Annotated in this window: 17 protein-coding genes; 12 read left to right on the forward strand and 5 right to left on the reverse strand. The window is 68.1% G+C overall.

Annotated elements, in window-relative coordinates:
- Positions 1-88 precede the first annotated feature (88 nt).
- The 4 genes from OU998_RS04925 to OU998_RS04940 form a co-directional block, all read right to left on the reverse strand.
- A complete protein-coding gene (locus OU998_RS04925) occupies positions 89-778 on the reverse strand; it encodes a L,D-transpeptidase (protein ID WP_267515722.1) in 690 nt (229 codons plus the stop codon).
- Between the two features lie 104 nt (positions 779-882).
- Positions 883-3,336, reverse strand: coding sequence for a filamentous hemagglutinin N-terminal domain-containing protein (locus OU998_RS04930; protein ID WP_267515723.1), 2,454 nt, complete (start codon positions 3,334-3,336; stop codon positions 883-885).
- 50 nt (positions 3,337-3,386) lie between these two features.
- A complete protein-coding gene (locus tag OU998_RS04935) occupies positions 3,387-4,970 on the reverse strand; it encodes a ShlB/FhaC/HecB family hemolysin secretion/activation protein (RefSeq protein WP_267515724.1) in 1,584 nt (527 codons plus the stop codon).
- 367 nt (positions 4,971-5,337) lie between these two features.
- Positions 5,338-6,312, reverse strand: coding sequence for a sodium-dependent bicarbonate transport family permease (locus tag OU998_RS04940; RefSeq protein WP_267515725.1), 975 nt, complete (start codon positions 6,310-6,312; stop codon positions 5,338-5,340).
- 31 nt (positions 6,313-6,343) lie between these two features.
- Between OU998_RS04940 and OU998_RS04945 the strand changes: the two genes are divergently transcribed.
- From OU998_RS04945 to OU998_RS05000, 12 genes are all read left to right on the forward strand, one after another.
- Complete coding sequence (locus OU998_RS04945; RefSeq protein WP_267515726.1) at positions 6,344-7,291, forward strand: LysR substrate-binding domain-containing protein; 948 nt, start codon at positions 6,344-6,346, stop codon at positions 7,289-7,291.
- 394 nt (positions 7,292-7,685) lie between these two features.
- Complete coding sequence (locus OU998_RS04950; protein ID WP_267515727.1) at positions 7,686-8,162, forward strand: division/cell wall cluster transcriptional repressor MraZ; 477 nt, start codon at positions 7,686-7,688, stop codon at positions 8,160-8,162.
- Positions 8,159-9,139 carry a 16S rRNA (cytosine(1402)-N(4))-methyltransferase RsmH gene (gene rsmH, locus OU998_RS04955; protein ID WP_267515728.1) on the forward strand — a complete coding sequence of 327 codons (981 nt, stop codon included), beginning with the start codon at positions 8,159-8,161 and terminating at the stop codon, positions 9,137-9,139. Before OU998_RS04950 ends, rsmH begins: the two co-directional genes overlap by 4 nt.
- Positions 9,136-9,567: a cell division protein FtsL gene (gene ftsL, locus OU998_RS04960; protein ID WP_267515729.1), complete on the forward strand. Its 432-nt coding sequence runs from the start codon at positions 9,136-9,138 to the stop codon at positions 9,565-9,567. The genes rsmH and ftsL overlap by 4 nt, the downstream gene beginning before the upstream one ends.
- A gap of 38 nt (positions 9,568-9,605) precedes the next feature.
- Positions 9,606-11,336, forward strand: coding sequence for a peptidoglycan D,D-transpeptidase FtsI family protein (locus OU998_RS04965; protein WP_267516713.1), 1,731 nt, complete (start codon positions 9,606-9,608; stop codon positions 11,334-11,336).
- On the forward strand, positions 11,333-12,790 hold the full coding sequence (locus OU998_RS04970) for a UDP-N-acetylmuramoyl-L-alanyl-D-glutamate--2,6-diaminopimelate ligase (protein WP_267515730.1): 1,458 nt from the start codon (positions 11,333-11,335) through the stop codon (positions 12,788-12,790). The genes OU998_RS04965 and OU998_RS04970 overlap by 4 nt, the downstream gene beginning before the upstream one ends.
- Entirely contained in the window at positions 12,783-14,213 is a 1,431-nt protein-coding gene (locus OU998_RS04975; RefSeq protein WP_267515731.1) for a UDP-N-acetylmuramoyl-tripeptide--D-alanyl-D-alanine ligase, read from the forward strand. Before OU998_RS04970 ends, OU998_RS04975 begins: the two co-directional genes overlap by 8 nt.
- An 11-nt stretch (positions 14,214-14,224) precedes the next feature.
- Positions 14,225-15,334, forward strand: a complete 1,110-nt coding sequence (mraY, locus tag OU998_RS04980) for a phospho-N-acetylmuramoyl-pentapeptide-transferase (RefSeq protein ID WP_267515732.1) — start codon at positions 14,225-14,227, stop codon at positions 15,332-15,334.
- 142 nt (positions 15,335-15,476) lie between these two features.
- Entirely contained in the window at positions 15,477-16,970 is a 1,494-nt protein-coding gene (gene murD, locus OU998_RS04985; protein WP_267515733.1) for a UDP-N-acetylmuramoyl-L-alanine--D-glutamate ligase, read from the forward strand.
- Positions 16,967-18,145, forward strand: coding sequence for an FtsW/RodA/SpoVE family cell cycle protein (locus tag OU998_RS04990; RefSeq protein WP_267515734.1), 1,179 nt, complete (start codon positions 16,967-16,969; stop codon positions 18,143-18,145). The genes murD and OU998_RS04990 overlap by 4 nt, the downstream gene beginning before the upstream one ends.
- A gap of 426 nt (positions 18,146-18,571) precedes the next feature.
- Positions 18,572-19,663, forward strand: a complete 1,092-nt coding sequence (murG, locus tag OU998_RS04995; protein WP_267515735.1) for an undecaprenyldiphospho-muramoylpentapeptide beta-N-acetylglucosaminyltransferase — start codon at positions 18,572-18,574, stop codon at positions 19,661-19,663.
- A gap of 192 nt (positions 19,664-19,855) precedes the next feature.
- A complete protein-coding gene (locus OU998_RS05000) occupies positions 19,856-20,977 on the forward strand; it encodes a mechanosensitive ion channel family protein (RefSeq protein ID WP_267515736.1) in 1,122 nt (373 codons plus the stop codon).
- Here the strand turns inward: OU998_RS05000 and OU998_RS05005 are convergent.
- Positions 20,974-21,360 (reverse strand): endonuclease domain-containing protein, encoded by a 387-nt coding sequence (locus OU998_RS05005; protein ID WP_267515737.1) that lies wholly within the window; start codon positions 21,358-21,360, stop codon positions 20,974-20,976. The two genes, OU998_RS05000 and OU998_RS05005, sit on opposite strands and share 4 nt — an antisense overlap.
- Between the last annotated feature and the right edge of the window lie 14 nt (positions 21,361-21,374).

A 21,374-nucleotide genomic window follows, 5' to 3' on the forward strand; every position in this document is an offset into this window, starting at 1 on the left:
CAAGACTGTGACACAAGCGCCCGCTTAAGGCCCACAGAAGCCTGGAAATGCTGGATCTGAGGGGCTCCTAGAGGCTCTCCCTCCGGGCCTACCACTCCTTGTCGGGACCACTTGAAACTGGCTCAGCGCCAAGATTTATCGACCCATCAACCTGGGCGGTCTGCCGGTCGCGCGATGCGGCCCTGTGGAAGAACTGGTCGTCCAGGGAGCGGAGCTCCGGAAGGACGTAGACCAAGCCGGGGGCGTCCTTGAACAGGGGCAGGATGACTGCCGAATAGAAGGCGGCGGGCACGTTGATGCAGCCATAGGATATCCGGTTGTCCGACGTCATCGGACTGTCGAGCCGCGCCTGCCGGTGTTCGGAAATCACAGCGGTGGCGACCGGGTGCAGCGAGATCGCCGCATCATAGTCGACCCAGAGGACGGTCCTGCCGGCAAAATTCTCACCCAGTTGCCCGGTGAAGCGGCCCGCTGGCGTGATCCGCTCCTCCGGACCGATACTGGCCAGGGCCCGGTCGCCGATGCCTGCGGGGGAATCATCGCCTTGCGCGAGACCGAGCAGGACCGGGGTCGACGCCAGCATCACCCCCGCCGGGTCAAAGGCCTGGGCCTGGGCGCCAACCTTGTCGACGATCACGAAGGGCCGGCCCTGGTTGTCCCCGGTCGCCAGTACCCAGTTTCGAAGCGCCTCGACCCCTGAGGGCGTCTCGGGGGCGGCGGTTTGCACAGGCTTTTCGCCCTCGGCGGCGGCCGATCCGCCGAAGCCGAAGGCCGCCATACTGGCCGCGAACCCCAGGCTGAGGAACAGCCTGCCTGTCCGGCGCCGTCCCGGGACCGCCGCCGGCCGCCAGGAGGGGGCTGCTGTGGCGAACGAGGTCGTGATCAGTTCCGATCCTGCTTGGGCGGACGGACTGGCGCGGGAACGACCGGCGTCGGCGGTTCAAAATAGGGCGTGGTCGTATCCGGAGGAGTCTCCGCCTCTGGCGGCGGGACATCCTGATTGGACGGCGGACTCTCGGGCGGCGGCGGCGGGGGCGCCGGAGTGTCGGGGGGCGGGAGTGGGAAATCCGGAGGCGGGAAGCCGGTGATGACGAAGGGCGGGGCCTCGACGGGGGGCGGGGACGGTGACGGGGGGAACGGCGTGACGAAGGGCGGCGTGACCACGGGCGGGACCACGACGGGCGGAATCTCGATGGGCGGGACCACGACCGGCGGAACCACGACGGGCGGAACAACCACGGGAGGTTCGACCGGAGGCGTCACGACGACCGGGGGCGTGACCACGGGAGGAACCACGACCGGAGGGACGACGACGGGCGGAACGACCACGGGGGGGGTGACGACGGGCGCCGGGGTGATGGTGCTACGCGTCCGGAAGCCGGCGAAGCAGCAGGAACCGGCCAGGGCGTACTGGGCGGCGTTAGCTCCCGACAGACTGTAGCCGCTGTAGGCAATGCCGACGTCCGTCCCAGCCTCTGCGCTATCGAACGAGGCCGTGGCGTCCGGACCCGCGACGAGAGTGACGCCGGCGGGCGTCCCGGAAACCGCCGTGGTGCGGAACCCGGTCAGGGTTGTGGCGGTCGTTCCATCCGCCGGACGGCCGCCCTCGGGGAACAGCAGCATTTGCTGGGTCAGGGCCGCGCCTTCGGTGAGGACGAAATGGATTCCGAAGTCGGTCGGCGCGTCGTAGGACACCGGATTGTAGTTGATGGTCACTGGCGCGACGGTGACGGTCGTGGGCGGCGCCAGGGCCCCATAGATGATCGTGCCGCCGTCGACGCCGGGTCCGTTGGCGTTGAAGCCCGCGATCAGGGTCAGGCCGATCGGAAGCCCGAGGCTTTCGGCCGGAATGGCGGATCCTCGCGTCAGGGTCACGGCGGCGTCGATGTGGACGTCGTGGCCGGCGCACAGGGCGATGTTGCCGTCCGTTGTGGTGATGGCGTGGAAAACCTGGATGTCCTCGCCAGCGCTCAGAAGCACGCTGCCACGCGTGGTGGTGATCGGCGCGTTCACAATCACGTCCCGACCGCAGCAGGCCACAAGATTGCCGTTGGTCGCCGTGATGGGCGCGTTGATATTGATGTCGCGACTGGCGTTGAGCGTCAGGGTCGTCGCCGCACCGGACGCGGTCCAGGCGATTGCATCATTGACGTTGATGTCGCCATTGCCAGCCAGCGCCGCGCCGGCGCCGGTCAGGGTGCTGATCACCACATCGGTGGTCACAAGCTGGGCCGAGAGCGTCGCGCCGGAGATGTCGCCGCCGGCCCCGATGGTGAAGTCCTGGGGGTCGATGAGCCAAGTCCCGGTGGTCCCGCTTGCAGCCGCCGTCGTGATCCGCGCGCCGTCGGCGATCCTGACCGTGGCGGCCGAGGTTTCGATGAAGCCGCCGTCGCCGCCATCGGGCGCGCTGGCGTCGAGAGAACCGCCCGCAGTCACCGTGCCGCTGCTCATGTCCCCCAGCAGGAGAATGACGCCGTCACGATCGCCGATGGTCCGGGCCTGGATGGCTCCCGTGTTGTTCACGACCGTATTGAGAAGGGCGCCGGCGCCCTGAGCGGTCATGATGACGGATCCGCCGTCCGCCTGAAGGAGTCCGCCGTTGCGGACCAAGGCGCCGACGGCGCCGGTGTCGACGGCGACCTTGAGCAGGCCGTCGCCCGCGAAGTCGAGGGTGATCGCCTCACCGGCAGCGAGGACGATGGAGCCCAGACGAGCCTGGACCACCCCATCATTGGCGACCTGCCCGCCCAGCAGGGCCACGTAGCCCCCACCGCTGGTGATCGCGCCCTCGTTGACCACTGATCCGCCCGTTCCGGAGAAGCTGTAGTTTCCAGCCATCAGGTCCGCGTCGCTGAGCGCCAGGGTGGAGGCGACCAGACCGCCGACATTCACCTGGGCGCTGCGCCCGAACAGGATGCCGTTGGGATTGACTAGGAAGACCTGACCGTTCGAGGTCAGCCCGCCCATGATCAGAGAAGGATCGGCGCCCAGCACCCGGTTCAGGGCCACAGAGGCGCTGTTCGGCTGGACGAAGACGACGTTGGCGTCGGCGCCGATCGAGAAGCTCTGCCAGTTGATCGCGACGTTCTGGCTGGACTGGTTGACCGTCAGAGTATTGCCGCCCGTGGACAGGGTCGCCTTACCCGCGGAAGTCACCCCCCCGACGGGCAGGGTCTGCGCGGTCGCGGCCGTCCCCACGGACAAGGCCGTGGCGAGCCCCAGGGCGGCCGGCGAGATCAGGCCCGTGAGAATGGTCGAGGCCGACAGGATCTTACGACGTCCTGATGGGCAGCACCACCCGTAGAGGCCTGAGAACAGGCCGTGGAGGCGAGTCATGGCGGAATCCTTGTGGGGGTGCGGCGCGGCGGTCCGGGCGAAAACGGTCATCAGAACAGCTGCACGATCTGGAAGGAGAAGCGGTCACGGCGGTCAGGACCGGAGCTGACCCTCTGATCGCCGTTTCGGCGGGCCCAGGTGGTCCTCACGATCAGGTTGGAAGGGCTTTGCCAGGCCAGGCCGAGGCCCGCACCGCTGCGACGTTCATGGTTGGAGCCCGTGAACCAAGGGCTCTGCGCCACTTTCACCTCGCCCCAGTCGATGAAGCCGAACGCCTGTAGATGGCCCGGCAGGCCTGGCGTCCATGGATCGAGGGCGAGCCGGGTTTCGACGGTGGCGACATAGCCCTCGTCGCCATAGGCCTCGCCTTCAGGATAGGCCCTGACGGCATAGGCGCCGCCAAGCTCCATCTTTTCGGTGGTGTCCAGATTTCCGGTGGCGACCTGCCCCCGCAGCGCGCCGTACAACGACAGCGGCCCCATGAGGGTCTGGGTCCGGGCCAGGCTGTATTGCAGCTTTCCGAATCCACCCTGGGTTCCGGCGGTCGCGGCGTCTGCGGCCCGCTCGAGCGGCGAACGGATGTCCAGAGACCCGGCGGTCCCGATCAGCGACCAGGCCGTCGCCCCGCCACCCCCGAAGGCGTCCAGGGAGTCTCCGCGCAGGCCCAGCCCGACCGCGTCGATCGTCTTGCGTGATGACTGGGAGACCAGGCCGATATCGTCTTTCAGGTTCTTGTGGTCGAAGCCGCCAAAGACGGAGACATTGGCCCGGCGTGATCGCAGGATCGGATAGCTGGCGAAGACGCCGAAGATGTCTGCGGAACCGCCGGCGTCCAGGGCGGAAAACTCCTCGCCGAGATTGTAGTCGACGTGGGTATAGGCCGCTCCGATGGTCGCCTCGCCGAGCGGGCGTTGATAGTTGGCGCGGCCATAGGCGAGACCCTCGCCTGATGTCAGAACTCTGAGGCTCGCGAGATCGCCGGCTCCGGTGGGGTTGTTGAGGTTGAGCGAGCCCCCGAACCGGTAACGGCCCGAATAGCGGTCGCCGACATTGTCAGCTTCCAGACTGCCAGAGAGCAGAGGCGCGTTGGCGATCTCGACGGTCAGGTCCGAGGCCCCGGGCTGGACGGCCGGTGACAGGGTGGAATTCACAACGACGCCCGGGAGATCAGACAGTAGCAGCAGCGCGCGCTCCAGCGGCCGGATGGCGATCACTTCTCCGGTTTTCAGTGCGGGACGATCCAGAATGGACGCGATGACCCTGTCGTTCAGTCGGGACTCATTCTGCACCGCGATCCCGCCATACCGACCTTCGGTTACGGCGATGGTCACGACGCCGCCGTTGATCTCCTGCGCGGGCAGATAGGCCCGGGCGAGGAAATAGCCCTTGTGGTTATAAAAGTCGGTGATCTCCGCCGCCCCATTGCGGAGTTCCGCCAGGGTCAGGTCGCTGCCGGGCGTGATCCCGGTCAGGGCGGCCAGGTCCTGCTCCGGGAACAGGGTGGCGCCGGCTACCCTTAGTCCTGTCACGTGCACCCGGGCTCCCTCTACGACGGGTTCGCGGACCTGGTCGGGCGTGACCAGGTCGATACCGCTGCGGGCTTCGGGCCGGACGACCGGCGGTATCTGTTGCAAGAGGCTCCCAGCGTTCGGAACCGATTGCTGTGCGTGCGCGGCTCCGGCCGCCCCAAGCAAGGCAGCCGTCAAAAGGCTCAGTTTCATCGGGATCGTCTCGGTCGCCGCCGCAGGATTCAGGGCGTGCCGGTTCCTGAGCAGCAGGGAATCACCACGCGCCAGTCAAGTTTTCAGAGCAAATCCGGTCTTCGACGCGCCACGTGAATGGAGTGCGCTTCACAGATGTCATTTAGCGTTCTAGCCAATGTTCTCTGAGCTTTGTGACCCTCCAGAAGTGCGTCTGCCTGCCAATAGTTCCCCGCGCGCGCCAAGTGCTGACAGCGTCTGGTCTGTGCGCCTGTTGGGCGCGCCGTTCCGCAGCCGCCCGTCAGGCCGACAGCCAAACCGCGGCAGCGGTGTAGAGGGCGATGCCGAGCGTGAGGTTGAAGGGGAAGGTGATCGCCAGAGACGCGGTGACAAAGACGCCGGCGTCGGCCTTGGGGGCTGCAAGCCTCATGGCTGCGGGCACGGCGATGTAGGACGCCGACCCGGCGAGAATCGTCAGCAGGGCGGCGTTGCCGGCCTCCAGCCCGGCGAGACGGGCCAGCCCCAGGGCGACGCCCGCCGAGATCAGGGGGAAGCCCAGGGCGAAGGCGATCACGCCTGGCGACAGCTTTCGCCCGCCCTCCATCAGCCGGCGGGCGGCGGTCAGACCGATGTCGAGCAGGAAGAAGGCCAGGGCGCCCTGGAACAGCGGCCCGACAAACAGGTCCAGCCGGGCCATGCCGGCCTCGCCGGAGATCAGCCCGATCAGAAAACTGCCGAGCAGCATCACGGACGCCGCGCCGACGAACACCTCCCTCAGGATCGACCTTCGCCTTCCGGGCTCGCCATGGCCTGCGCCGTTCAGCAGAACAAGCGCCGTCAGGATGGCGGGGGTCTCCATTAGGGCGAGGACAGCCGCCATATAGCCGCCCGATGGGATGCCGGCGGCGGCAAGATGCTGCTGGCCGGCGGCGAAGGTCACCACCGACACGGATCCGTAGGTCGCCGCCAGCGCGCACAGGGTCGGGCGATCAAGTCTCGGGACGCGCTTCAGGATAAGGAATGCGACCAGCGGCATAAGGGCGCTGAGTGCGACGCCCAGCGCAGCCGCCGCCAGGAAATCCCCATTGAAACCCGCAGCGCGCGCCTCCACCCCGCCTTTGAATCCGATGCACAGCATCAGGTAGAGCGACAGGCCCTTGGCGATCGGCTCGGGGATCGTGAGATCCGAACGGGCGAACGCAGCCGCCGCCCCGAGGAAAAAGAACAGAATGGCCGGCGAGGTAAGGAGCGCCAGGCTGGTGAAGAAATCGGGCATGCGTCAACTGGTCCACTGAAGGTCCGCCCGAGTGGTCTCGACCGGGACGGCGATCCAGTTTATTGATCTTATGCGAGCTATAAGGGACGCTAATGACATGGCCGGCCGGCTGGTCAATCTGGACATCGACCTGTTGCGCGCCTTTGTGACGGTCGTTGAGACCGGTAGCTTCACCCGCACGGCGGCCTTGCTCGGCCGGACCCAGCCGGCTGTCAGCCTGCAGATCCGCCGCCTGGAGGATCAACTTCGGTCGCCGCTGTTTGATCGGGGGGGGAAGGGCGTCGGCCTGACGACAGAGGGCGCGGGGCTTCTGCCGCAGGCCCGCCGGTTGTTGCGACTGAATGATGAGATCGTATCGACCCTGGGCGATGGAGATCTGGAGGGCGAGGTTCGGCTCGGCGCGCCCGAGGACATCGCGACCATGCACCTGCCCGGAATCCTTGGAGCGTTCGCGCGCAGCCATCCCCGCATCCGACTGTCTGTAATCTGCGACTACACCGCCAACCTGCTCGACCAGATGTCGCGCGGCATGCTGGATCTGGCGCTGATAAAACGAGAGCCCGTCGGGCCGGATCTGGGCGTTCGGGTGTGGAGCGAGCCTCTTGTCTGGGTGGCGCTGGACCCGTCCATCATTGAGGCGTCGCCGCTGCCGCTGATCATCGCGCCCGCCCCGGACATCTATCGTAAACGCGCCTTGGGCGCGCTCACGGACGCCGACATCGGTTTCCGCGCGGCCTTCACTTCGCCCAGCCTCGCCGGTCAGATGGCGGCGCTGCGGGCCGGCCTCGGCGTCGGCGTGGTTCCCGCCGCCATGGCCCCCCGCGACCTTTCGGTGCTTGGGGAACCACTTCCAAGGTTGAGCGACAGCGAGATCGCGCTGGTCACCGCACGGGGCGCGGGCGGGCCCGCAGACCTCCTTGCGCAGGAAGTTCTGCGCGCACTCGAGCGAGGTCCATCGCTCCATGACGGGCTTCTATAGACCGCATCATCACTACGGATTGGTCGGGTCGCCTCGGCCGTCGCTGATCGTGATGCTGTTCGCCTTCTCCGGCGCGCGCCCGCCCCGTTCATCCAGAGCTTTTGCCCAGGTTTCAGCAGTCCCGCTCGGGGCGAGGCCGTTAACGCGTTGTGAATGCGGCGCCGGGCAGAGTTCTGCACAGCATGTGAACAGACTTGTTGTTCTGTGTATGTTCTTGTGCGTAGCCTGTGCCTAGGTCGATATACGTCAAGACATGGTTAAGTATCGTTACCCATCCCATTGAGACCCATTTCATCCCATGCTATCCCATTCCCATGATTTGGGGCTGAGAGGCGGGCGCGTCGGGCGTTCGTCAGGCATCTAGGGGCGGGCCGAAGGGCTCGATGGACAGGGCGTGTTTCTCTCGACCTACGAGAAACAGTTGGACGGCAAGCGCCGTCTCCTGATCCCCAACGATTTCCGCACGACCGAAAACGGCGCCGCCGGCGGCGTCTTCATCTTTCCCTCCATCGAGGCCGACTGTCTGGAAGCGGGCGGCGACCGCCTGTTCGCCGTCTATGCCGAGATGATCGAAGCCCTGCCGTTCGGTTCCGAAGAGCGTTCGGCGCTGGAATGGCAGGTGATGGGCGAGCAGGTGCGTCTGGCCTATGATTCCGGCGGCCGCATCACCCTGCCGGAAGGTCTGTGCGCCGAGGCGGGGCTGGAGGATACGGTCGTCATCGTCGGCCTGAACGACCGGTTCCAGATCTGGTCGCGCGAGAAATGGGCGGCCCGCCGCGCCGAGCAGCGCGCCCTGGCCAAGGCCGGCATGGCCCAGATCGGCGCCCTGAAACTGGCGGCCCAGATGAAGCTGGCGGGGGGCGGATCGTGACCGACGCCCCCCACAATGCGCCCCACGCTCCCGTCCTGCTGGCCGAAGTGATCGAGGCGTTGCAGCCCGGTCCCGGCGACGTCGTGATCGACGCTACCTTCGGCGCCGGCGGCTATACCCGCGCCATCCTGGCGACCGGCGCCCAGGTCATCGGCCTGGATCGCGATCCGACGGTTCAGCCGCATGCCGACGCGGTCGCCAAGGACTTCCCCGGTCAGTTCCAACTGATCCGCACGCCCTTCTCGGGCCTGGCCGGCGCCTTCGCCGACAGCGGCAAGGCCAGGCTGGACGGCGCCGTCTTCGATATCGGCGTCTCGTCGATGCAACTGGATCAGGCCGAGCGCGGCTTTTCCTTCATGCGCGACGGGCCGCTGGACATGCGGATGTCCGATGAGGGCGACACGGCCGCCGACCTCGTCAACAGCTGGGACCACGGGCCGCTGGCCCATATCTTCAAGCTGTATGGCGAAGAGCGTCAGTCCGGGCGCGTCGCGACCGCCATCCTGCGCCGCCGCGTCGAACGGCCCTTCGCCCGCACCCTGGATCTGGCCGAGGTTGTCGAAAAGGCCCTGGGCGGACGTCGCGGCGCGCCGATCCATCCGGCGACGCGGGTCTTCCAGGCCCTGCGGATCGCGGTGAATGACGAACTGGGCGAGCTGGAGCGCGGGCTTGAGGCGGCCGAGGCGACCCTGGCGCCCGGCGGGCGTCTGGCCGTCGTCACCTTCCATTCGCTGGAAGACCGGATCGTCAAGGCCTTCCTGACCGAACGGACCGGCAATACTCCGGCGGGGTCGCGCCATGCGCCGGTCGCGATCGATCCGCGCAAGCCCAGCTTCACGCTCCAGTTCAAGGGTGCGCGCGAGGCGGGCGACGAAGAACGTTCGGTTAATCCGCGCGCGCGCTCGGCCAAGCTGCGCGCCGCCATTCGCACCGAGGCGCCGGCCTGGGCCTCGACGTCGGGGAGGGCTGCGGCATGACCACGGCGCCCTTCTTTGACTATTCGCGCAACGCCCTGCAGCGGCTGTTCGACTGGAAGGTCCGCGGCGTGCGCTGGATCGAGATCATCGGCGTGGCCCTGGTCGCGGTGATGATCGTGTCCGTCTATGCGGCCAAGGCGGCGGCGGCGCGCGAAAGCGGCCGCATCGCCCAGCTGGAGCAGGACATTCGCGAAAACGGCCAGCGGGTCCGCCTACTGCGCGCCGAGGTCGCCCGGCTGGAGCAGCCGGCGCGGCTGGAAAACCTGTCGCGTCAGATCGGCTTGGGGCCGGTCGAGGTTCATCGTCAGGCCAAGGAGGCCCAGCTTCCCGAGTTGAAGGCGGCGCCTGTCGCGGCGCCGGCTGCGCCCGCTGTCGTGCAGGCCGCCCCGGCCGGGGTCGCCGCCGCTGCGCCGGAGACGGTGCAATGAGCGTTCAGGATCATCGCTATCACCGGCCGGCGCCGGGCATGGACCTTCAGGGACGGCTGTCGCCCTTCTGGCGCGGTCTGTCGGAACTGGTCTGGCGTCTGGAGCATGGCTTCGAGCGGGCTCGCGCCGACGCCCGGCCGGAAGAAGACACCCGCGTCCGCATCTTCCTGATCCTGATCGTCTTCTCCTGCGTCTTCGCAGGTCTGGCCATCGGCGCCTCGTATAAGGCTCTGTTCGGCGAGGCGAGCGGTCGCTGGGCCGGCGCCAATCCTGACGCCCTGGTGCGCGGCGACTTGACCGATCGCAACGGCGAGCTGCTGGCGACCAACATTGTCCATTATGGCCTCTATCTGGACCCGGCCGAGATCTGGGATCGCGACCAGGCCTTCCGTCAGCTGCGCCGCGCCCTGCCGCGCCTGCCTGCGGCGCGGTTGCGCAAGGTGCTGGACGGGGATCGGCGCCTGATCGTCCTGACCGGACTGACGCCCCAGGAGAAGGCGGCCGTTCACGACCTGGCTCTGGGCGGGGTGACGTTCGAGCCCGAGGATCGCCGCGCCTATCCGCTGGGAACCTCGGCCGTGCACCTGATCGGCGACGCCGATACGGGCGGGCAGGGGACCGCCGGCGCCGAGCTGGCCTTCAACGACGAGATCCGCGCGGCGGGCCAGCGGGGCGAGAACTTCCCCCTGTCCATCGATCTGCGGATCCAGGGCGTGGTCGAGAATGAACTGGCCGCCGCGGCCATCCAACACCAGGCCAAGGGTGCGGTCGCCATCGTCACCGACGTTCAGACCGGCGAGGTCCTGGCCATGGCCAGCTGGCCCAACTTCACCCAGGCCGACCGCAAGGCTGCGCCGGACGGAGCCGCCCTGAACCGCGCCGTCTCGGGCCACTATGAAATGGGGTCGGTGTTCAAGACCTTCACCGTCGCCGCCGGTCTCGACACCGGGCGGGCCGACATGAGCACCCTGTTCGACGCCTCCGAGGCCTTCCAGATCGGCGACCGCAAGATCCAGGACTTCCACGCCCAGAACCGGGTGATGACCCTGGAGGAAGTCTATCTGCACTCGTCCAACATCGGCACCTCGCAGCTGGCGGTGCAGATGGGGCCGGACACCATGCGCGACTATTTCCGCCGTCTGGGCCTGTTGGACGCCGCCGGGATCGAGCTGAAGGAATCGGCGCGTCCGGTCCTGCCGCGTCGCTGGGACAACTCGACCCTGGCCTCGCTGTCGTTCGGCTACGGCATCATGATCACCCCGGCCCAGATGGTGCAGGCCATGGGCGCGCTGACGAACGGCGGTCGGATGATCCCGCTGTCCCTACGTCGCGGCGGCGCCCGTGGGGTCCAGCCGCAGCAGATCGTCACCGAAGAGACCTCGCGCGCCGTTCTGGAGCTGATGCGCGCCAATGTGGTTCGGGGTTCGGGCGGTTTCGCCGACGCCCCCGGCCTGCGGGTCGGCGGCAAGACCGGCTCGGCCAACAAACTGGTCAACGGCCGCTATGATCCCAGCCATGCCCTGGGGTCGTTCGCCGCTGTCTTCCCGGTGGACGGACCGCTGAACGCCAAACGCTACTCGATCTTCGTCCTGATGGACGAGCCGGGGACCTATCCCAAGACCGGCGCCTATGTGGCCGCGCCTGCGGTGCGCAACATCGCCGACCGGATCGCCGGCTTCCTGGGCGTCGAGCGCCGCGCCGACCGCTGGCGCACGGCGACCGGCGAGAAGACCCCCGAGTACCAGGGCGTGCAGGGGGACGGCCTGTGAACGCGCTTCACCTGTCCGATCTGCTGCGTCGCGACCTGGCGTCCGACCCGATCATCACCGGCGTCACCGCCGACAGCCGCAAGGTCGCGCCCGGGGCCCTGTTCGTCGCCCTGCCGGGCACGGCCGCCGACGGCCGCGCCTTCATTCCCCAGGCCCTGGCCCAGGGCGCAGCGGCGGTGCTGGCGCCGACCGATACGCCGGACAGCGCCGCGCCGGTTCTGGTGACCTCGGGCGACGTGCGCCGGGCCTACGCCATCGCCGCGCGCGGCTTCTACGGCGCCCAACCCAAGACCTGCGTGGCGGTGACCGGCACCAACGGCAAGACCTCGGTCGCCGCCTTCTGCCGCCAGATCTGGGCCGGCCTGGGCCACAAGTCGGCCAGCATGGGCACCCTGGGCGTCGTCGGCCAAAAGGGCGCCAAGACCTACGCCCTGACCGGCCCCGGCCTGACCAGCCCTGACGCCGCCGAGGCCGCCCGCCTGATGGCCGAACTGGCCGCCAAGGGCGTGACCCATGTGGCGGTCGAGGCCTCGTCGCACGGCATCGACCAGCGGCGTCTGGACGGGGTGGCGCTGAAGGCGGCCGCCTTCACCAACCTGACCCAGGACCATCTCGATTATCACGGCACGATGGAGGACTATCGCACCGCCAAGCTGCGCCTGTTCGAGGCCCTGCTGCCGCGCGGGCGGACCGCCGTGCTGAACGCCGACTCCGACGCCTATTCCGCCTTTGCTTCGGCCTCGATCATGGCGGGCCTGGGCGTGATGGGGGTGGGCGAGCGCGGGCGCGACCTGGCCCTGATCGGCCGCCAGGCGACGCCGGAGGGGCAGCGTCTGACCCTGGACGTGCGCGGCGAGGTTCGCGACATCCTGCTGCCCCTGGCCGGCGCCTTCCAGGCCTCGAACGCCCTGGTGGCGGCGGGGCTGTGCATCGCCGCCGGCGACCGGCCCGATGAGGTGATCGGCGCCCTGGAAGGCCTGACCGGCGCCCAAGGTCGCCTGCAACGGATCGGCGCCGAGACGGGACGCGGCGAGGTCTATGTCGACTACGCCCATACGCCGGACGGGCTGGAGACGGTGCTGACCGCCCTGCGGCCCCACGCCGCCGGCCGTCTGATCGTGGTCTTCGGCGCCGGCGGCGACCGGGATCGCGGCAAGCGGCCCCTGATGGGCGAGATCGCCGGGCGTCTGGCCGACGTCGCCATCGTCACCGACGACAATCCCCGCAGCGAAGACCCCGCCTCGATCCGCGCCCAGGTCCGCACCGGCTGCCCTGACGCCCTGGAGATCGGCGACCGTCGCGCCGCCATCGAGGCCGCCGTCGAAATGATGCGCGACGGGGATGTGGTGGTCATCGCCGGAAAAGGGCATGAACAGGGTCAGATCGTCGGCGGCGTCACCCACCCGTTCGACGACGCCACTGTCGCGTCCGAGGCCCTGTCGTTGAATGCCTGATACATCCGCCCGCCCGCTCTGGACGGCCGCCGAAGTCGCCGCCGCCACGGGCGGCGTGCTGCACGGCGACGACCGCCCCATCACGGGCCTGACCTACAACAGCCGCGAGATCGTCGCCGGCGACCTGTTTCTGGCCCTGAAGGGCGCGCGCGACGGGCATGAGTTCGCGCCTGGCGCCTTCGCCGCCGGCGCTGCGGCGGCCCTGGTCGAACACGCCGTCGAGGGCGGCGCCTATGTGGTCGTGCCGGACACCCTGCACGGCCTCGAAGCCCTCGGCGTCGCCGCCCGCGAACGCGCGCCCCACATCAAGCGCGGCGCCGTCACCGGCAGCGTCGGCAAGACCAGCGTGACCCAGGCGATCAAGGCCGGCCTGGATCTGGCCGGGCCCGCCCACGCCTCGATCAAGAGCTACAACAACCATATCGGCGTGCCCCTGACCCTGGCCCGCATGCCGGTCCAGACCCAGCGCGCCGTGTTCGAGATCGGCATGAACGCCCCGGGCGAGATCGCGCCCCTGTCGAAGTTCGTGGCTCCCCACGCGGCCTGCGTCACCACCGTCGGTCCGGTCCACATCGAGGCCTTCGCCGACGGCGAGGCGGGCGTGGCGCGCGAGAAGGCTTCCATCTTTCAGGGCCTGGTCCCCGGCGGCACGGCGGTGGGGAACGGCGACGTCGCCTTCTCGGGCGTCCTGTGCGACGCGGCCAAGGCGGTCGGGGCGCGGCTGGTCACCTTCGGGACCGATCCGGGCCATGACGCTCGCCTGCTGGATTTCCGCCCGGACGCGGAAGGGGCCACCGTCTTCGCCGAACTGTTCGGCCAGCCGCTCGAATACCGCCTGGCCCAGTCGGGCGCCCACTGGGGGCTGAACAGCCTGTGCGTCCTGCTGATGCTGAACGCCCTCGACGTCGAACTGGACACGGGCCTTCAGGCCCTGGCCGGCTTCCAGTCTCTCGCGGGCCGGGGCCAGACCCGCACCGTCGCCATCCCCGGCGGCGTCTTCACCCTGATCGACGAGAGCTACAACGCCAATCCGCTGTCGATGACCGCCGGCTTCCGCAGCCTGGGCGCCCGACCCACGACCGGCCGCCGCATCGTGGTCCTGACCGACATGCTGGAGCTGGGCGACCAGAGCCGCGCCCTGCACGAAGGCCTGGCCCAGCCCATCGCGGCCGCCGGTCTGGACCTGGTCCACGCGGCCGGCCCCGAGATGCGGCGCCTGTACGACGCCCTGCCGACCTCCCGACGCGGCCTGTGGCGCGAAACCGCCGCCGAACTCGCCGCCGAGGCGTCCGCGCTGGCGGCGGCCGGCGATATCGTCATGGTCAAGGGATCGAACGGATCCAAGGCGTCCCTGGTCGCCAAGGCCCTGGCCGATCTGCAAACCGCCCCTTCAAGCCCTGACACGCCGCCCGCGACCCGATAGAGACCCCCCGCATGTTCTATCTTCTGTATCTGTATTACGCCGACGTCGCGCATCAGTACCCGCTGCTGAACCTGATCCAGTATCAGACCGTCCGCGCGGCCCTGGCCCTGGCCACGGCGGCCATCGTGGCGGCGGCCATGGGCAGTCGCTTCATCAACTGGATCCGCACCAAACAGGGCAAGGGCCAGCCGATCCGCGACGACGGTCCGGTGTCCCACCTGTCCAAGGTCGGCACCCCCACCATGGGCGGGCTGATGATCCTGGCCGGCATCGGCGTGGCGGTCTTCCTGTGGGGCGACCTGACCAACCCCTATATCTGGATCGTCTCGGGCGTGACGGCGGCCTTCGGCGTGCTGGGCTTCATCGACGACTACGCCAAGGTGACGAAACAGACCTCGGCCGGGCTGACGTCGAAACAGAAACTGGCGGCCCAGACGGTGGTGGCCGTGATCGCCGGGGTTCTGACCGTGCTGTGGATGAAGGCCTCGCCGACCTCGCCGGGGCTTGAGACCTCGATCGCCTTCCCCTTCTTCAAGGCGGTTCTGCTGAACATCGGCTGGTTCTATGTGGCCTTTGCGGCCTTCACCATCGTCGGCTTCTCCAACGCCGTGAACCTGACTGACGGTCTGGACGGGCTGGCGACGGTGCCGGTGATGATGGCGGCCGGCGCCTTCGGCCTGATCGCCTATCTGGCCGGCAACTTCGTCTTCGCCCAGTATCTTCAGGTCCACCACGTGCCGGGCGCCGGCGAACTGGCCATCTTCTGCGCCGCCATGATCGGCGGGGGCGCGGGCTTCCTCTGGTACAATGCCCCCCCGGCCAAGATCTTCATGGGCGACACCGGGTCGCTGGCCCTGGGCGGAGCCCTGGGCGCCATCGCCGTCACCACCAAGCACGAGCTGGTGCTGGGCATCGTCGGCGGCCTGTTCGTGATGGAGGCCGCCTCGGTCATGATCCAGGTCGGCTATTACAAGCTGACCAAGAAGCGCATCTTCCTGATGGCCCCCATCCACCACCACTTCGAGAAGATGGGCTGGCCGGAATCGACCGTGGTCATCCGGTTCTGGATCATCGCCGGGGCGCTGGCTCTGCTCGGCCTGTCGACGCTGAAGCTGAGATGAGCGACGCCTTTTTTCTTCCGTCATCCCAGGGCTTGTCCCTGGGATCCATACTCCCGGTGTCGACCGCTGGCGCGCTCTGCGGAAACACCGGGTGTATGGATCCTCGCCACAAGGGCGAGGATGACGGTGTGAGAGATCCGAGATGATCCCCGTTCCCGGCTATGAGGGCAGGCGGGTCGCGGTCTTCGGCCTGGGACGGTCGGGGATCACGGCCGCGCGCGCGCTGAAGGCCGGAGGCGCGACGCCGATCCTTTGGGACGACGGCGTCTCGGGCCGGCTTCAGGCCCAGGCCGAGGGCTTCGTGGTCGAGGATCTGACGACCGCCGACTGGTCCGGCTTCGCCGCCCTGGTCCTGTCGCCCGGCGCCCCCCTGACCCATCCCAAGCCGCACTGGACCGTGGACAAGGCGCGCGAGGCCGGCGTGCCGGTCGTCGGCGATATCGAGCTCTTCGCCCGCGCCATCGCTGTCCTGCCTCAGGGGCAGCGGCCGAAGGTCGTGGCCATCACCGGCACCAACGGCAAGTCCACGACGACCGCCCTGATCGGCTGGGTGCTGCAACAGGCGGGCCTGACAGTCTATGTCGGCGGCAATATCGGCATCGGCGTCCTGGCCCTGCCCGTGCCGACGCCGGGCGCCGTCTATGTGATCGAGGTCTCCAGCTATCAGCTGGACCTGACGACCCGCTTCGCGCCGGACGTGGCGATCCTGACCAATGTCTCGCCGGACCATCTGGACCGTCATGGCGGGATGGAGGGCTATGTCGCCGCCAAGCGGCGGATATTCGCCGCCCAGGGACCGGATGCCGTGGCCCTAGTCGGGGTGGACGAGGACTGGGGGCAGAGGATTTTGTCCGGCCTGAACGTCCGGGTCATCACCATCTGCTCTTCCGCTCATCCCCGCGAAAGCGGGGACCCAGTCCTTTCGCAGGGGCAGGGCGCTGGGGATCAAGATCGTGGCCGCACGGACGAAGTGGACCGCCCAAAGAACTGGGTCCCCGCTTTCGCGGGGATGAGCGGGATTGAGGCTAATCCGGGCACCATCCGCGCCCAAGGCCAGACTATTGCAGATCTTGCACAGGCCCGCTCGCTCCCCGGCCGGCACAACGCCCAGAACGCCGCATTCGCCTATGCCGCCGCGCGGGCCCTGGGCGTATCGCATGACGCCGCCGTCAAAGGCCTGCTGACCTTCCCCGGCCTGGCCCACCGGATGGAGGCCGTCGGCCATATCGGCCCGGTTCGCTTCATCAATGACTCCAAGGCCACCAACGCCGACGCCGCGCGTCAGGCCCTGGCCTCCTATCCGGCCGTCTTCTGGATCGCGGGCGGCAAGCCCAAGGACGGCGGCATCGACGACCTGACCGACCTCTTCCCGCGCGTGACCAAAGCCTATCTGATCGGCGAGGCGGCCGAAGCCTTCGCCCACGCCCTGCGCGACACGCCTCACGTCATCTCGAAAACCATGGACGCCGCCGTCGCCGCCGCGGCCGCTGACGCCCAGGCTGCCGGCGGCGACCAGATCGTGCTACTGTCGCCCGCCTGCGCCAGTTTCGACCAGTACCCCGACTTCGAGGTGCGGGGCGAGGCCTTCCGCGCCGCCGTGCTGGCCCTCGGCGCAACCCCGGAGACAGCCCGATGAGCGCCTCCTACACCCCCGCCTTCTCGCGCAACGACCAGAGCCCGGTCGCCCAGTGGTTCTGGACCGTGGATCGCGGCCTGCTGAGCGCGGCCCTGGCGCTGATGGGGCTGGGCGTGGCGCTCAGCTTCGCCTCCAGCCCGGCGGCCATTCTGGCCGATGAATCGATCACCGACCCCTTCCACTATTCCTGGCGGATGATGGTCTTCTCGGGCCTGGGCCTGACCCTGATGCTGACCAGTTCGCTGCTGTCGCCGCGCGGGGTGCGCCGCATCGCCGTCCTGGCCCTATTCGGCGCCATCCTCGTGATGATGGCCCTGCCGTTTATCGGCGACACGGTGAAGGGCGCCGCCCGCTGGGTCAATTTCGGCCCCTTCAGCCTGCAACCGTCCGAGTTCGCCAAGCCCGGCCTGATCGTTTTCGCCGCCTGGATGTTCGCCGAGGCGCAGAAGGGGCAGGGGGTGCCGGGCGTGACCATCGCCTTCGGCTTCTACGCCCTGACGGTCTGCCTGCTGCTGATCCAGCCGGACATCGGCCAGACGCTTTTGATCACCACCACCTTCATGGCCGTCTTCTTTATGGCCGGGGTGCCGTTCAAATGGATGGCGGTCCTGGCCAGCGCGGGCATGGCCGGCCTGGTGTCGCTCTATTTCGTCTTCGGCCATATGCGCGACCGCCTCAGCCGCTTCTTCTCGCCCGAGACCACCGACACCCACCAGATCGACGCCGCCTCGGAGGCCATTCGCGCCGGCGGCCTGGTCGGACGCGGGGTGGGCGAGGGGGTGATGAAACGTCACGTCCCCGACCTGCACACCGACTTCATCTATTCGGTCGGGGCCGAGGAGTTCGGACTGGTGCTCAGCCTGACCATGATCGGCCTGTACGCCTTCATCGTGGTGCGTGGCCTGCGCCGGGCCATGAAGCTGACCGACCCGTTCGAGCAGACGGCGGCGGCGGGCCTGTTCATGCTGATCGGGCTTCAGGCCTGTATCAATGTGGCGGTGAACCTGAACCTGATCCCGACCAAGGGCATGACCCTGCCCTTCATCAGCTACGGCGGCTCGTCCATGCTGGCCATGGGCCTGACCATGGGCTTCGCCCTGGCCCTGACCCGTCGTCGGCCGGGGGCGTATGAACCGGGCGCCAGCCTGGCGCGGCCGGGACGGCGGTTGCTGTAACGCGTCCCCTTTGTGGTCCGGCTTCCAAAGAGCGAGCGTCATTTATGGTTCGTCATCCTAGGCCTTGTGCCTAGGATCCATAGACTCGAGCGGCGCCGCTTGAACTCCACTGTCGGACACCGGGCGTATGGATCCTAGGCACAAGGCCTAGGATGACGATGGGGAGTGTTGGGCTTCGCGCATAATCCCAATCGCAAATATCAGCTCAATCAAGGCTTTGACTAAACCGATCCCTCCTCTTCCTACCACTCCCGAAATCTGTGCCATCCTGCCGCCGTCGAGGGCCAGGGACCAAAGGGAGGGGTTTGGAAGAATGCAGAATGCAGTGGCGGTTTGGCGGTTTGTCACCCTGTTTTTACGACACGCTGACGTGCCCATGCAGAGAATTAGGACTATGCAGACCCAGCCCTTCGGAGACCGTCCCTGATGTCCAAACTCTGCGTCGTCGCCGCCGGCGGAACCGGCGGCCATATGTTCCCGGCCGAGGCCCTGGCGCGGGAAATGGCCGCGCGCGGCTGGCGCGTGGTGCTGGCGACCGATCATCGCGGCGAGCAATACGCCCACGCCTTCCCGGCCGAAGAGCGGCTGGACCTGGATGCGGCGACCGGCTCCGGCCCGCTGGGCCTGATCAAGGCGGGGGTTCAGATCTTCAAGGGGGTGATGCAGGCGCGCGCGGCCTTCGACCGGCTGGGGGCCGATGTGGTGGTCGGCTTCGGCGGCTATCCGTCGGCCCCGGCCCTTGTGGCGGCGGTGACGTCGCAACGGCCGACCGTCATCCATGAGCAGAACGCCGTCCTGGGCCGCACCAACCGTATCCTGGCCCCCTATGTGAACCAGGTGGCTTCGTCCTTCCCGACGCTGGAACGGGCGCCGGCCAAGGTGCAGGGCCGCTCGCACGTGGTCGGCTCGCCGGTCCGGGCCGAGATCCGCACCCTGTTCGACCGCCCCTATGCGGCTCCGGTCGAGGGCGGTCCGATCCATGTCCTGGTGACCGGCGGCAGCCAGGGCGCCCGCATCCTGTCCGAGACCACGCCCCGCGCCCTGGCGGCCCTGCCCGAGGCCCTGCGTCGCCGCCTGAAGGTGCAGCAGCAGTCGCGGCCCGAGACCCTGGAAACCGCCCGCCAGATCTATCTGGAAGCCGGGATCGAGGCCGAGGTCGCGCCCTTCTTCCGCGACATGGCCCAGCGTCTGTCCAAGGCCCATCTGGTCGTCGGCCGTTCGGGCGCCTCGACCTGCGCCGAACTGGCGGTCGCGGCCCTGCCGTCGGTGCTGATCCCGCTGAAGATCGCCATGGACGACCACCAGCGCCTGAACGCCAAGGCCCTGGTCGACGCCGGGGCGGCCGAGATGGTGCTGGAAGACGATCTGACGGTTCAGGGCCTGACCGCGACCCTGGACGCCCTGCTGTCCGACCCCGCCCGCCTGTCGTCCATGTCGGCGGCGGCCCGCTCGGTCGCCATCCCCGACGCCGCCGAACGCCTGGCCGATCTGGTGGAGGCGACGGCGGGGCGCTCATAATGTCTCCTCCCCACAACGTGGGGAGGGGGACCGCGCGAAGCGTGGTGGAGGGGTTCTGGACGCCCCACAGACGTCTGCGATGCGTTGAAGAACCCCTCCGTCACGGCGCGAAGATGCGCCGCGCCACCTCCCCATCGCTTCGCGATGGGGAGGAGACCTCAACCCTTGCGGACCTGATGCGTTAGGAAGCCCATGCCTCCCGAAATCATCGCCGTCACCCGCCAGATCCGCGCCCTGTGGAATCAGTTCGACTGGCTGCCCGAATGGGCGGTCGTGGTCCTGGTCCTGCTGGTCTTCGTCGGCGGCGGCTGGCTGACCCACAAGATCGTCTTCGCCATCCTGCGCCGGGTCGTGAAGAACAAGGACGTCTTCTGGCGCGGGGCGGTCGAACGCGCCCGGGTCAAGCTGCGGGTCCTGATCATCATCATCGGCGTCGGCATCGGCGTGACCGTCTCGCCGATGGACCCCGGCCCGTCCCAGGACATCCGCAACATCTTGCAGTTCCTGTTCGTCCTGACCCTGGGCTGGCTGGCCTCGGGCCTGCTGGACATGTGGTCGGTGATGCACCTGAAGCGGTACAATATCGCCGTCGAGGACAATCTGCTCGCTCGCAAACACCTGACCCAGACCCGCATTCTGCAACGCGTGGCCAAGGTCATCCTCTTCATCGTCACCGTCGGCCTGGCCCTGATGACCATCGCCGGCTTCCGCCAGTGGGGCGTCAGTCTGCTGGCTTCTGCGGGGGTGGTCGGCATCATCGCCGGTCTGGCCTTGCAACCGATCCTGACCAACATGGTCGCCGGCATCCAGATCGCCTTGACCCAACCCATCCGCCTGGACGACGCCGTCATCGTCGAGAACGAGTGGGGCAATGTCGAGGAGATCACGGCGACCTATGTGGTGGTCAAGCTGTGGGACTGGCGCCGAATGGTTCTGCCCCTGTCCTATTTCATATCCACGCCGTTCCAGAACTGGACCCGCGAGAACGCCCGGCTGATCGGCACGGCCTTCTTCTACGTCGACTATGAAGCCCCGATCGACCGGCTGCGCGAAGCCTTCGAGGGCATCGTCAAGGGCTCGAAACTGTGGGACGGGGATGTCCAGGTGATGCAGGTGACCGACATCACCGAACGGGTGCTTCAGGTCCGCTGCCTAGCCAGCGCGCGATCCGCGCCGGTGGCCTTCGACCTCCGCTGCGAGATCCGCGAGAAGCTGATGGCCTTCATGCGCGACCAATGCCGCGACGCCCTGCCGCGCGACCGCCTGGAATGGCCGCAGGGGGAGGAGAGGCCGGTCAGTCCGCCAGCGCCTTAGTCTCCCTCCCCGTCCCGGGGAGGGGGGCCGCGCAGCGGCCGGGTGGGGGCGGCCGCCTCAAGCTCGCGTACGATGAAGTCCACGACGTCTGTCAGGCGATCCCTGACGTCGACGGCCGGGATGCGAAGCGTCTTCAACCCCACTTGCAACAGGGCGTCGTCGCGTCGTCGATCCCAGTCGCTGCGCCCCTCGTGCGAACCGCCATCGACTTCAACCACCAGTCCTCGCGAAAGGCAGACGAAGTCGAGATAATAGCCAAGCAGGGGGTGCTGGCGTCGAAAGTGAAAGCCCTGTGCGCGCAGGCGACGTAGCGACAGCCAAAGCCGCGCTTCCGGCGGGCTCATGGATTTTCGCATGGCTCTGGCCTTGGCAATCCTGGCCATTCTGGGCCGCCCCC

It is taken from the genome of Brevundimonas sp. SL130 (genome assembly GCF_026625805.1).
Classification (GTDB): domain Bacteria; phylum Pseudomonadota; class Alphaproteobacteria; order Caulobacterales; family Caulobacteraceae; genus Brevundimonas.